General features: G+C 44.4%; 12 protein-coding genes. 4 read left to right on the forward strand and 8 right to left on the reverse strand.

Translation table 11 applies throughout. The features are described from left to right. Positions 1 to 274 precede the first annotated feature (274 nt). Together AACS92_RS03265 and AACS92_RS03270 are read left to right on the forward strand one after the other, a co-directional pair. The gene (locus AACS92_RS03265; RefSeq protein ID WP_099109931.1) at positions 275 to 1210 is read left to right on the forward strand and encodes a lipase family protein; all 936 of its coding nucleotides are present in this window, start codon (positions 275 to 277) and stop codon (positions 1208 to 1210) included. Positions 1211 to 1263: 53 nt separating this feature from the next. Further along, positions 1264 to 1755: a membrane-associated Zn-dependent protease 1 gene (locus AACS92_RS03270; protein ID WP_099109932.1), complete on the forward strand. Its 492-nt coding sequence runs from the start codon at positions 1264 to 1266 to the stop codon at positions 1753 to 1755. 159 nt (positions 1756 to 1914) lie between these two features. On the opposite strand, the gene AACS92_RS03275 is transcribed toward AACS92_RS03270, so the two are convergent. The 4 genes from AACS92_RS03275 to galE form a co-directional block, all read right to left on the reverse strand. Continuing rightward, the gene (locus tag AACS92_RS03275) at positions 1915 to 2607 is read right to left on the reverse strand and encodes an O-methyltransferase (RefSeq protein WP_241537934.1); all 693 of its coding nucleotides are present in this window, start codon (positions 2605 to 2607) and stop codon (positions 1915 to 1917) included. Positions 2608 to 2701: 94 nt separating this feature from the next. After that, a complete protein-coding gene (galK, locus tag AACS92_RS03280; RefSeq protein ID WP_099109934.1) occupies positions 2702 to 3865 on the reverse strand; it encodes a galactokinase in 1164 nt (387 codons plus the stop codon). A gap of 35 nt (positions 3866 to 3900) precedes the next feature. Continuing rightward, complete coding sequence (locus tag AACS92_RS03285; RefSeq protein ID WP_099109935.1) at positions 3901 to 4953, reverse strand: UDP-glucose--hexose-1-phosphate uridylyltransferase; 1053 nt, start codon at positions 4951 to 4953, stop codon at positions 3901 to 3903. A gap of 127 nt (positions 4954 to 5080) precedes the next feature. After that, positions 5081 to 6100: a UDP-glucose 4-epimerase GalE gene (galE, locus tag AACS92_RS03290; protein ID WP_099109936.1), complete on the reverse strand. Its 1020-nt coding sequence runs from the start codon at positions 6098 to 6100 to the stop codon at positions 5081 to 5083. A gap of 314 nt (positions 6101 to 6414) precedes the next feature. Here galE and AACS92_RS03295 point away from each other — a divergent pair, with 314 nt between their 5' ends. Further along, positions 6415 to 7155, forward strand: a complete 741-nt coding sequence (locus AACS92_RS03295; RefSeq protein WP_099109937.1) for a 4'-phosphopantetheinyl transferase family protein — start codon at positions 6415 to 6417, stop codon at positions 7153 to 7155. A gap of 116 nt (positions 7156 to 7271) precedes the next feature. Here the strand turns inward: AACS92_RS03295 and AACS92_RS03300 are convergent, their stop codons facing one another. Both AACS92_RS03300 and AACS92_RS03305 read right to left on the reverse strand, forming a co-directional pair. Beyond that, positions 7272 to 7853, reverse strand: a complete 582-nt coding sequence (locus AACS92_RS03300; protein WP_228859330.1) for a LeuD/DmdB family oxidoreductase small subunit — start codon at positions 7851 to 7853, stop codon at positions 7272 to 7274. Next, positions 7850 to 9148 carry a 3-isopropylmalate dehydratase large subunit gene (locus AACS92_RS03305; protein WP_099109938.1) on the reverse strand — a complete coding sequence of 433 codons (1299 nt, stop codon included), beginning with the start codon at positions 9146 to 9148 and terminating at the stop codon, positions 7850 to 7852. Before AACS92_RS03305 ends, AACS92_RS03300 begins: the two co-directional genes overlap by 4 nt. A 222-nt stretch (positions 9149 to 9370) precedes the next feature. On the opposite strand from AACS92_RS03305, the gene AACS92_RS03310 reads away from it, so the two are divergent. Then, positions 9371 to 10282, forward strand: coding sequence for a LysR family transcriptional regulator (locus AACS92_RS03310; RefSeq protein WP_099109939.1), 912 nt, complete (start codon positions 9371 to 9373; stop codon positions 10280 to 10282). Here the strand turns inward: AACS92_RS03310 and AACS92_RS03315 are convergent. Continuing rightward, positions 10214 to 10828 (reverse strand): DUF3156 family protein, encoded by a 615-nt coding sequence (locus AACS92_RS03315; RefSeq protein ID WP_099109940.1) that lies wholly within the window; start codon positions 10826 to 10828, stop codon positions 10214 to 10216. The two genes, AACS92_RS03310 and AACS92_RS03315, sit on opposite strands and share 69 nt — an antisense overlap. Continuing rightward, positions 10803 to 12296: an APC family permease gene (locus tag AACS92_RS03320; RefSeq protein WP_099109941.1), complete on the reverse strand. Its 1494-nt coding sequence runs from the start codon at positions 12294 to 12296 to the stop codon at positions 10803 to 10805. The genes AACS92_RS03315 and AACS92_RS03320 overlap by 26 nt, the downstream gene beginning before the upstream one ends. Positions 12297 to 12323: the final 27 nt, after the last annotated feature.

A 12323-nucleotide genomic window follows, 5' to 3' on the forward strand; every position in this document is an offset into this window, starting at 1 on the left:
AGTAAGTACTTTCTAATACAGACTCTTAACTAAAATGCTATATCAATGACTCAAATTCTCAGAAATCCTGTCAGGATGATATACGCTTAAATTATCCTTTCTGTATTTTTTATGCTGATAAAATTTGATATTGCAGTACAACAAAAATGACAGATACACACAGCCAATAATAATATACCCGCTGAATTTCCAGTTTCGCCTCGGCGAATGAAAAGGAACGACACAGCTAAAAGGCCACCGGAAAAACGAGCGGTATCAAGAGGAGTTAATAATAATGTATAACAATATGTTAACCAAAGAAGCTCAACAGGCATCATTGATACTGTATGCAGCAGAGATGAACAGTCAGTATTACAATAATCCGACTCCCCCCGCAGACCCGCGTTTAGCAGAAGATGGCTGGGATCTGGTAGCCTATATTAGTGGTAATGATCTCTCTTTTTCCGTAAACCCCAAAAGTAATCAGCAATTTTTAATTATGCTGCCTAACCATGTTTGTTATGGATATATTGCTAAGAATAAAAAAACGCCGGCAGAGTATGTCATTGTTATCAGGGGTACCGACAGCTCCAATCTGTTTGAAGCATTACATGATATCGTACCAGTCTTCACCTCACCGTGGGCTGATACTCCTCAACAAAAAGTCAGTATGGGATTTTATAGTGTTTATAATTCACTGAAACTGACTATTGTTGAGCCTGAATCTAAAGATAGTTACAGCCACCTCAGATTTCCCAATGCGGTTGCTCAATTCATCGGTATCAATACTGCATACACTATATTGGGTCATAGCCTTGGCGCAGTCATTGCGACCTATCTTATGAGAGATATTCCCTTGCTTGGCGATAAACACAAAGCAATCCTGTTTGCCAGCCCAAAAGCCGGTAACCATGAATTTATTAACTATATCGATAACCATTTTGCAAACTATGAAACATTCAGATATGAAAATGATCTGGTGCCTCATCTGCCTCCTGACATTCCATTCATACTGGAGTATGAATCCCTGACAAAATCAACGATCCTTAAAGCACCGGATGGCCTCAATATCACTGACAGTCTGAGATGCAACCATTATTTAACCAGTTATATCGCCCTGCTGGATCCTGAACAGTTCAAAAAACTGCTCAATGAACCTCAGGACGCAGACTCAGAAGATGTAAAAAAAACAGCAAAGTGTGTCTCTCTGACACCACCATCCAATCAGTAATATAGGCAATTCACTGAGCCAGAATACAATCATTCAGTAAAGGAGGAGAGACAATGAAACGGGGAAGTTACTCATACAGAATGTTATTGATATTAATGATAAGTGGCTTTTTCAGCCCGGTACTGTGGGCACAAGGGGAAGCTCACCTGTTATTCCACATGGGATTGGGAGCAAAAGGACAATTCTTCGTCGGGGGAACAATGCAAAATCAGGGAGATGAGCCTGTGGCTGGTGGATATCTGGCAATTTTACCCCTTAATACAACCTGCGACCCGCAATCACTCATTGTGTATTCATTTGATTCACTGGCACCGGGAGAAAAAAAGGAATTCCGTATTCCTGTGGATGCCCCATTCAGTAGTTACCATCTGACCGGTTTCGGAGCCTATGATGATATGGGATTTTCACTTCCTACTGTAGATGAAACGGCGAAAGTGATTAAAGATCGTGAATCAAATGAACGTAAGGCATGCCAATCAGCAAGGGAAGCCAAAGTAATTAATGGACCAAATACAGAGGAAAAAATCCATAAAATTCGGAGTTGAAGAAGTGCCAGCGACCAATGGATTTCAGGTTGCTTCTTTAAGACAGCCTGAAAGACGACAGGTAAAATTCTCGGTAGATCTCTGGCTGAAATACGCCTGACGGTGCCACCAGCAGGGATCTACCAAAGGGAATGTAACTGGAATTTTACCCTGCCCGAATTAATTCACGTCATCATTTATCCGTAACAATGCAAATCCATCCCAGCCTTTTTCGCCTACAGTCTGCAAAGCAGTTACGGTGATTTCCGGACGATTAAGTATCTTATCCAGTGTCTGATGAATACCTTTAGCGAATTCATCACGCTGATCATGGATAACTGCACCGCCACGAACGACATTATCCATGATGATAATACTGCCCGGACGCCCCAGTTTAATTGCCCAATCGAGATAAATCTGGCTACTCCGTTTATCAGCATCAATAAAAATCAGATCGAAAGGTGCTCTTTCACTCAACGTTGGTAAAGTCTCATTGGCATCTCCCTCGATAACTTCAATCTTATGAGTGAGTTGAGCTAATTCGATATTACGCCGTGCAATCTGTACCATTTTGGGATTTTTTTCCAGCGTGATGAGTAAACCATCATCGGGTAATGCTTTGGCCATATATTGAGCACTATAGCCACCTAACGTGCCGATTTCGAGAATGCGTTTTGCTCCGCTGATCTGAACCATCATCATCAAAAACTGCCCTTGCAGGGCGGAAACATCAATGGCAGGTAATCCCTGACTGGCGTTATATTCAAGGGTTTGTTCGAGATGAGATACAGGATGTAACAGGCTCTTCTTTAGATAACTATCAACTGATGACCATTGTTGTTGTAATTCTTCGTATTGCAGATTGCTATTCAAGACAACACTCCTCTTTATAAAAAAATAAGACAAATGTTTACTCATGCCCAGATTCAACCTGAATATAAGTTAACCAAAAATAAAAGCCAGCCATTTATGCCTGATTTATCAACTGGCTTGCCCCCCTGCTTGCCTGACAAATGTAAATAGACGCTTGCAGGCCAGTTTTTATCTGGTATTCACTTTCGATGGCCTGTCTCACATCGCTCTCCAAATCAGAGGGAAGCAATACAACGATACAACCGCCAAAACCACCTCCCGTCATACGAGCCCCTCCCTGCTCTCCAATAACATTTTTCACAATCTCCACCAGAACATCTATTTCATGGACAGTAATTTCAAAATCGTCACGCATGGAGTGGTGAGATTCAGCCATAAGCTGGCTGAGACGGGATAAGTCTCCTGACTTTAAAGCTACAGCAGCAGCCTGAGTCCGGGCATTTTCAGTGACAACATGGCGGGCACGTTTGGCAAGCACAGCATCCAATTGTTTCTGCTTCGCATTGAAATCATGAATAGAGACATCGCACAATGCCCGGACACCGAGAATTCGGGCAGCTGCTTCGCACTGCTGACGCCGCATATTGTATTCGCTGTCTACAAGACCGCGCTGCCGATTGGAATTAATAATCATCACTGTGATATTTTTCGGCATCGGAACAGCCTGTATTTCAAGGGGGCGGCAATCAATCAGCAAAGCGTGACCTTCTTCGCCGCAGGCTGAAATAAGTTGATCCATGACACCGGATTTACAGCCGACAAATTGATTTTCAGCCTGCTGTCCATTAACGGCAATCAACTTCCGATTAATGCCGAGCTGATAAAGCACGTTGATGGTCAGGCCGATAACCACTTCCAGCGATGCCGAAGAGCTGAGACCCGCCCCCTGTGGGATATTCCCGCTTATTGCGATATCCATTCCACCAAATGAGTAACCATGTTGGATCAACATCACCACCACACCGCGGATATAATTCGCCCACATTTTATCCTGATGAAAAGGGATCGGCTTAGAGAGATCGAATTCATCACGATCATTTTGATAATCAACAGCAATCACCCGGATCAGCGTATCATCGCGTTTGGCAGCAGCAGCTACCGTCTGATAATCAATCGCACAGGGTAAGACAAACCCCTCGTTATAGTCGGTATGTTCGCCAATTAAATTCACCCGTCCGGGAGCCTGAAAAAAATGAGTCGGTGAAGAGTGAAAAACTACATTAAAAGATTCAGTGACTTTTTGAATTAATGCCTTCATCACCGCGCTCCTCGTAAAATGCTGTATCAGGGATTTCAACTCCTGAAATGAACATCACTGACATCCCGCAGCCGTTGTGCAGCCTGTTCCGGTGTCAGATCGCGCTGGGATTCAGCCAGCATCTCATAACCCACTAAAAATTTACGGATAGTTGCAGAACGCAATAATGGCGGATAAAACAACGCATGTAACTGCCAGTGCTCAATATCGGCCTGTTTATTGGTAAAAAAAGGAGCGAAATGCCAGCCCATAGAATAAGGAAAGGAGCATTGGAACAGGTTATCGTATCGGCTGGTCAGTTTTTTCATCGCAACGGCCAGGTCTTCACGCTGCACTTCTGTCAGTTCATTCATACGCCGGATAGGGCTTTTCGGCAACAACATTGTTTCAAACGGCCACACCGCCCAATAAGGCACAACAGCCAGCCAGTATTTGGTATCCACGACTGTGCGCACACCGTTTTTCTGTTCAGCTCTGGCATAATCCAGTAATAAATTAGCGCCATGCTGATCATAATATTGCCTCAGTAACTCATCTTTGCGAACCAGCTCATTAGGCAAAAAATCACTGGCCCATATTTGTCCGTGTGGATGAGGCTGGGAACACCCCATCATCTCCCCTTTATTCTCAAATACCTGAACCCAGATATAGCGTTGTCCAAGTTCTTCTATTTGACTGTTCCAGACATCAATAATACGGCGGATATTTGTCAGAGATAATTCAGGAAAGGTTTTACTGTGGTTTGGTGAAAAGCAGATAACGCAGCAGGTTCCTCTTGCCGGTTGACTTATAAACAGCGGATCGTCAGTAGTGGCGACAACAGGAGTTTCCGGCAATAAGGCTGAATAATCGTTCTGAAATACGTAGATATCCTGATAATCAGGATTAATATCCCCTGAGGCACGCGTGTTATTCGGGCATAGAGCACACTGTTTATCGTAAACTGGAGATACAGGAGGCTGTAATGGTTTCTCTACCTCAATCCACGGTCGTTTCAGCCTATGTGGTGAGATAATTACCCACTGCCCTGTTAAAGGGTTATAGCGCCTGTGTGGATAATCAGCCTGATTAAATTGCATTTTTGACATAACCTAAATGCTCATTCAGGTGTCAATCCCTGTACTCATGAACGGTACATGAATCGATGGGCATAAATACCTTTATGCCCGTGTAGCTGCTATGTCTGTATGATGCGATTAAAGCACCAAGTGCGTATTATCCTGCTTTATAACCATTAGGATTTTGAGACTGCCAGCGCCATGCATCTTCGGTCATTTCCACAATAGTGCGGCTTGCTTTCCAGCCCAGTTCGCGCTCAGCTTTTTCAGGACTTGACCAGCATTCTGCAATATCGCCCGGGCGACGAGGGCAAATTTCATAAGGAACCGGTTTACCACATGCCTGACCGAATGCGGCCACCATATCCAGTACGCTTGTACCTGTTCCTGTTCCCAAGTTATAGATATGCAGACCAGATTTTTTACCGACTGCATTCAGTGCCGCAATATGACCATCAGCCAGATCCATCACATGGATATAATCGCGGACGCCTGTTCCATCCGGAGTAGGATAATCATCGCCATAAACAGACAGTTTTTCTCGACGACCTACCGCTACCTGAGCAATATATGGCATTAAATTATTAGGAATGCCCTGAGGGTCTTCTCCCATCGTACCTGATGGATGTGCGCCTACCGGATTGAAATAACGTAATAATACGACTGACCAGTCACTTTCCGCATGATGAAAATCAGACAGGCAGCGCTCAACCATATATTTACTTGTACCGTAAGGATTGGTGGTATTACCTACCGCAGACTGTTCAGTAATCGGAACAATTTCAGGATCGCCATATACCGTTGCCGATGAGCTGAAAATAATGCTTTTTACGCCTGCTTTGTGCATGCTGCGCACTAACACTAATGTACCGTTGACATTATTATCATAATATTCAAGGGGTTTTTCGACTGATTCGCCAACCGCTTTCAGACCGGCAAAGTGGATAACGGACGCTATAGAGTGACGGGAAAAAACAGAATCAAGGAAGGCTTCATCACGAATATCCCCCTGATAAAACAGTGGCCTGATACCCGTCAGCGCTTCAATGCGGGCCAGAACTTCCTGACTGGCATTACACAGGTTATCGATAATAATCGGCGTCATCCCTGCTTCAATCATCTGGACGCAGGTATGGCTACCAATATATCCCATCCCACCTGTCACTAATATTTCCACATTTACCTCTTTTTTAAATTGGACTGAATCAAACAGTTATTCAACCAATAAGATACACCCTGCTTTCAGATCCCTGTTCTTATTGGTCGAAGTACAGTATAAAAAGAGTTAACCATTTAGTGAACTAAAACTAAATGTGGCAAAATTGGCTATACACTTCGTCTTTCAAGTTGCCTCTTTGTTGGCTGCGCTCGCTCACCCCAGTCACATAGTTATCTATGCTCCCGGGGATTCTCTCTCTTGCCGCCGCGATGCATATTGAAATCCATTGTGTATAAAGACAATTTATTAACATTTCCGATGAACAATCAATAATGAAAGAAATTACTTTTACCCCTGTACAGACAACTGCCATCAATGACCCCTTTTTCACTGCGATACAAAAGGGCTTACTATCAGGGCATCCAGATATCCAGATTATGTTGGCTTATTTCACTCAAGGCAGCTATCGGGATGATTTATTTACTGAGTATGGCGTGACCTACCCTGAACGATTGCGAAATGCTGTCACTAAACGTCGGGCGGAATATCTGGCTGCCCGTTACTGTGCCTGTAATATATTAAATAACATGGGATACCCTGAATTTCAGGTGGAATCAGCTCAGGATCGTTCTCCTATCTGGCCTGAAAGAATTTGTGGCTCAATCTCTCACTCAACCAACTGCGCTGTTGTTTTCGCGGCTTCAAGTGATAAATATCAATGGGTGGGGATTGATATCGAAAAAGAGATAAAACAGGAAACTATTGATAGTGTTTCAGCCAGTATTATCAATGAAACTGAGAAAGAATTACTGGCAAAATCTCCGCTTACTTTTATTCAGGCATTCACACTTGCCTTTTCCATCAAGGAAAGTCTTTATAAAGCGCTTTACCCCCATGTGAAGCAATTTTTTGATTTCCATGCGGCAGAAATTGTGGAAGTTGACTGTATTCATCACACTGTGACCATAAAATTGCTGAAAACACTCACTGATGATTATCAGGCCGGATCTCTGTTTCACGGAAATTTTGTTCTGATGCCGCAACAACAGTTATTGACCTATATCGTTGGATGAAGAAAGCCCGAAACAAATATGCCAGCTTATAATCTGCTGGCATATTTTCTGGATTTCCAGTTGCTTCACGGCGGTAAAAGAGCAACAAAGAGGCAATTTGAAAGACGACGGGTATATTATTTTATCCGGCCGGTTGCCCGCGCATAAGAGAACAGCCCACCAGCAGCAACAATATTAGCCAGTTCTCCGACAGGATCGGTCGGGTATTTTTCACCGCTTTTCAGTATCGTTACAGTCTGATTTTCAATATCGATCTCAATGCTGTCACCGGTCACTAAGCTGTCACACAAGCGTTCCTGTGCGGCGACAGGCAATAATTCACCAGTAGAGACACAATTGCGGAAAAATATCCGGGCATAAGACTGTGCCAGAATCGCTTTTACACCCGAAGCGCCCAGTGCCACGACGGCATGTTCACGGGAAGAACCGCAGCCAAAATTCTGCCCGGCAACAATAATCGGATATTTCGCCTTACCTTTTTCTTCATCAATAAAAGGCAGCGATCCTTCAGGTAATCCACACATCGCCAGTGACGCTAATTGAGCATAACCTTCAGGTGAAGAGGGATTTACCTTGATATATTCCCCGGCCAGAATCTGGTCAGTATCAATATTATCCTCCAGAACATAAACCTGACCACGAATGATATTTTCCTTATGTTCATTTAAAACAGCATCATTCATAACGACATCACTCATAAAAATTCTCCCGGATTAGTGATCTGGCCAGTAATTGCTGCCGCAGCAACAGAGTACGGTGAAGCAAGGTAAATATTAGCGCGCTTATGCCCCATTCTTCCGACGAAATTACGGTTAGTCGTGGATATCACGGATATCGGATCATTAACGCGACCAAAAGTATCCAATGGGCCTCCACAACAGGCAGCACAACCCGCTTCAGCAGAAAGTTTCACTCCCGCATCCGTTAAAATCTGATAAACAGAAACGCCCTCAATCTGGGTTGTGATGGTTTTATGGAATACTTCTTTTGTTGCTGGTACCGCGTAAGTCGGAATTTTAACCTTATGGCCTTTTATAATACGGGCAGCAGCAACGAAATCTTCAATCTTGCCGCCGGTACAGGAACCGATATAGGCCTGAGAAATAGCAACATTGGCAACTTTTTCAATGGAAACCACATTATCCGGAGAATGCGGTTTGGCTATCTTCGGCTGCATATCCGATACATCAATATTTAATACACGGGTATATTGGGCGTCTTCATCCGGGTAAACAATCTCAAACGGCACCTCATTCCGCTCTGCCAGATAATCAAGCGTTGCCTGATTCGGTACCATAATGCCATTTTTGGCACCGCACTCGACGACCATATTACAAATCGTCATACGCTCTTCGACAGATAATTCATCAATGACATTGCCACCGAATTCAATCGCCTGATAGGTCGCGCCATCTACTGTCAGTTCTGACAATACCGCCAGGATCATATCCTTAGCCAGAACATGAGCTGGCTTCGTGCCGGTAAAATTCACACGAATGGTACTCGGAACTTTCAGCGGAATTTCTCCCGTTCCTATGGCATAAGCAGCATCAGTAATCCCCAGTCCAATCGCGAATGTTCCGAATGCGCCGGCGGTAACAGTATGAGAATCCGTCCCCAATAAAACTTCTCCGGGGCGAGTATGGCCTCCCTCCGCCAATCCGATATGACAAACACCTTTGTAATTGGGGGTTCCGACATCATAGAAATACTTAACATTCTGTTCTGCGGCAAATTCACGCATTACCCGTATATTCTGGTTAGCCTGCGGATCAGCAGAGTAAACAAAATGGTCTGGGATCATAATGAAACGGGTCGGATCCCAGATCTTGGCATCCTGACCAAACTCTTTTTTAAATACGCTGGCAACGCCGGGGGCACAGGGATCATGGGACATCAGGATATCCACTTTTGCCCAAACCACTTCGCCCGGTGTGACCTGTTTACGCCCACTCGCCCGAGCGAGAATCTTTTGTGTCATAGTTTGGTTCATCTCACATTGCCCTCCAGAATATTTAGACATGCTGAAAAAGAACAGCTTGTTATTGTTATAAAATAATTACTCTTTATCGCAGCAAAATGCCACCGTTCGGCTCACTGTTTCTGTCATGGAACAGTCGTTCGTTAAATGAAAAATTTCTACAGAGAATAAAGCCCTTCTGAACAGAACCTGTGATATGTTATCGTTTTTCGGAGTAAATCATCAGGTTACTTTATGAATAATATTGAGAATCTCAGCTCAATGGTGATCTTTGCCCGTGTCGTAGAGACATTGAGCTTTACCGAAGCGGCAAAATCATTAAGGCTTTCTAAGTCTTCCGTCAGTCGTGAAATCGCACAGTTAGAAATCAGGCTCGGTACTCAGTTACTCAACCGAACCACACGCAAGATTCAGGTGACAGAAGTCGGAATGAGCTATTACCAATATTGTCAGCGTATTCTGAATGAAGCCAAAAATGCCGAACGTTTTATCCGTAATTTCCATGAAGAACCGATGGGAAGCCTGCGCCTGATTGCACCGGTATCTTTCGGCAGTCAATGCATTGTTCCGGCCCTGAACAATTTTGTTGCCGGAAATATCCATGTCAGCGTCGATCTGGAACTGACCGACAGGATCATTAACATGGAAAAAGATCAATGTGATATCGCCATTGTGGTAGGCCGTGAAACACCAGACCATCCACTTGTGATGCCCCTGATTGATATCACCTGGGGGCTTTACGCTACTCCGGACTATCTCAGCCAGTTTCCGACTATAGAGAGGCCAGAAGATCTTCCCCGTTATGATTATCTGCTGTTTCGCGGCCCTGCTCATACTATCTCCCTTCCGTTTCAGAAAGAGAGAAATAAATTTGATATTGAAGTGCGCAGCCGTTTTCGCATTAATAATAGTGTAGCATTAATGAGTTCGGCGCTGGCTGGAGCGGGTATTGCTTACCTACCGGACTATATCACCCATGAATCCGTCACCGCCGGAAAACTGATAAGGCTTCTGCCCGAATGGGACATGGATATCTATCAATCCTGGGTCCTGTTTAAATCTGAAGAAACGCTCTCTTCACGTGTACGGCTTTTTGCCAATACCTTGCAGCATAAGCTGATGGATCAGATGCAACGTACTGAGTAAACGATGACGCTGCTCTGATGTTAAACGCAGATAACGGCGGGTCGCCGGAAACCGGCTGACAATTTCAGAAGCAGCAAAATGTTCAATTTCGCAACACCATTTTCCTTCCGTGATTTGCAGGCTGCATGACCGGAAATCCAGTTCCTCTAACGTCTGTCGAATCACAGGATATTGCGCCAATTGTTCAATCAATTTGAGTCCATCTTCCTGTTTTGAACAGAATCTCACCCGCTTTTTACGCAGGCTACCTCCCGTCTTTACCTGTATATCGGCATTCAAAGGTTGATCTATCACACCGGAAACAGAAAAACGCGTATAAACGATGAATGCCATAAACAACTTTTTCACCCTTTCGCTGACACATATTGCCAACTGGTCTTCTGGTCTGACGATCAGCTCTCCCGGCTCCGTCCTTTCACAATCATAAGGCTGGAGATCACGCTCCAGCCGATTAAGAGTCAGGCCTGCCTGATAGTCGGCAGGCAAGCGCTGTTGATTGATCTTTTGCCAGAAAGAAGATTTAGCGGAGGCTGCGTAATGGCTCAAGTTTAATCTCCTTCAATTCAGTTTCAGAGAACGTTTTAGACAGTACGTCTTCCACCTCGACAGGCTTAAATGGATTAACTTTCTGAACAAATATCGTCCATACCAGTGCATAGGCCGCTGTTAAACCAAGCATTATCATAAACGGAATATAAACATCCGCTTTATCCATGCCCGGAGGCGTAATGTAAATAAGAGCGATGACAATTCCCACACCGGAAATAATCTGCGGTAAAGGGAAAAACGGTGATTTATAGGCACGATGCAGGTCAGGACGACGGATACGTAGCAGGATGACAGAAATTGTGACTAACAGATAAGCCGTTCCCCAAGAACAAACCGCAGCCAATACCAGCGGCATAATGCGATTCAAATCGCCCTGAATGGCAAAAGCATGGATACAGGGGATCAAAACAGCCACTAAAATACCAAATACGGGCGTTTTAAATCTTGGGTGCAGGTAGATGAAAATACGGGGTAAAGTACCGTCAAGTGCCATACCGTATAAAATACGGGGAACAGCAGCCATCAGCGTATTAATCGTTGCCGCTCCCGCCAGCAGCAGGCCAAAACCAATCCAGTATTTACCAAAATCCCCCATGACCTGACCGGCAAAAGCCGGAATTGCCATCGGAGTTTCCAGTAACCTGACATTATTTGCTGGGTCAACAATGACGTTTTCCACCTGATGTGTCATCGCAGCACCGTACATAAACATACAGAACGCGACACCACACAATCCGATTGCCATTGCACGAGGGATGACTGTTGCTGAATTTTTAATTTCTGGTGCCATTGGCGTCACCAGCTCACAGCCCATAAACATAAACATCGCCATGCCGATCAAACTTAATATCACGGTCGGTTCAGCAATATTCAGCGGCTCACCAAACCAGCCATCAACTGAAGTGTGAAATGGCATAAGCAGGCCACACAAACTAAAGATCACTAACGTACTCCACATGGCAAACGTCAGTACAATCTCCACTCTACTGAATGCCTCGATCCCAAACGCATTAAGTAGACCAAAGGTGATCACTAGCCCTACTCCAACCATCCAGGACGCATTATTGCTCTCCATCACGGTATTGAGGCTTTCAAAATTCACCAATGCCATAATGCCGGAAAGAATGGTTTCCGCAGTACCGGCAAAAACATGCACGATTAAATAGGCAGAAAGTGCTCCGGTTATTGCCCAGAAACGTCCCATACCACAAGAAATATAATCATATACTGAGCCGGAAGTAGGCAAAATCGCGGCAGCCTCAGCAAACGTTGTTAACTGAGCCTGCATCACAATAAAGCTGAGAAACACAGCCAGAGCGAATGTATCACCCCCTATCCCGAACCCGCTGGTGACGGTTAAAATAACCGGACTTGCCATAATCACACCAACAGAACTGGCAAGTGTCGTCGGAAAACCGACTTTACCCTTCTCAATATGTGAGATTAACTTTGAGGACATATTCATTTTTCTTCCCCCTTTTACCCTGAGATA

Origin of the sequence: Xenorhabdus sp. KJ12.1 (assembly GCF_963876495.1) — a bacterium.
Lineage (GTDB): Bacteria > Pseudomonadota > Gammaproteobacteria > Enterobacterales > Enterobacteriaceae > Xenorhabdus > Xenorhabdus stockiae.

Coding starts and splice junctions, on each gene's coding strand:
- AACS92_RS03270 (WP_099109932.1), top strand. CDS start 1,264: ATGAAACGGGGAAGTTACTCATACAGAATGTTATTGATATTAATGATA.
- AACS92_RS03305 (WP_099109938.1), bottom strand. CDS start 9,148: ATGAACCAAACTATGACACAAAAGATTCTCGCTCGGGCGAGTGGGCGT.
- AACS92_RS03295 (WP_099109937.1), top strand. CDS start 6,415: ATGAAAGAAATTACTTTTACCCCTGTACAGACAACTGCCATCAATGAC.
- AACS92_RS03300 (WP_228859330.1), bottom strand. CDS start 7,853: ATGAGTGATGTCGTTATGAATGATGCTGTTTTAAATGAACATAAGGAA.
- AACS92_RS03320 (WP_099109941.1), bottom strand. CDS start 12,296: ATGAATATGTCCTCAAAGTTAATCTCACATATTGAGAAGGGTAAAGTC.
- AACS92_RS03310 (WP_099109939.1), top strand. CDS start 9,371: ATGAATAATATTGAGAATCTCAGCTCAATGGTGATCTTTGCCCGTGTC.
- AACS92_RS03265 (WP_099109931.1), top strand. CDS start 275: ATGTATAACAATATGTTAACCAAAGAAGCTCAACAGGCATCATTGATA.
- galK (WP_099109934.1), bottom strand. CDS start 3,865: ATGAAGGCATTAATTCAAAAAGTCACTGAATCTTTTAATGTAGTTTTT.
- AACS92_RS03285 (WP_099109935.1), bottom strand. CDS start 4,953: ATGTCAAAAATGCAATTTAATCAGGCTGATTATCCACACAGGCGCTAT.